Consider the following 225-nt stretch of genomic DNA (forward strand, 5'->3'; position numbering starts at 1 on the left):
ATCAGAATGTCACGGTGAATACGTTCCCGGGCCTTGTACACACCGCCCGTCACACCATGGGAGTGGGCTGCAAAAGAAGTGGGTAGTTTAACCTTTCGGGGAGGACGCTCACCACTTTGTGGTTCATGACTGGGGTGAAGTCGTAACAAGGTAGCCCTAGGGGAACCTGGGGCTGGATCACCTCCTTATACGAAGATACCACGATGAGTGTCCACACAGATTGAT

1 rRNA gene is annotated in these 225 nt (G+C 52.9%); it reads left to right on the plus strand.

Annotation, left to right across the window (positions count from 1 at the left end):
• Positions 1 to 188 (plus strand): 16S ribosomal RNA (locus tag AACR09_RS15795); the annotation flags it as partial.
• Between the last annotated feature and the right edge of the window lie 37 nt (positions 189 to 225).

The organism is Vibrio sp. OPT20 (assembly GCF_963889365.1).
Taxonomy (GTDB): Bacteria; Pseudomonadota; Gammaproteobacteria; order Enterobacterales; family Vibrionaceae; genus Vibrio; species Vibrio splendidus.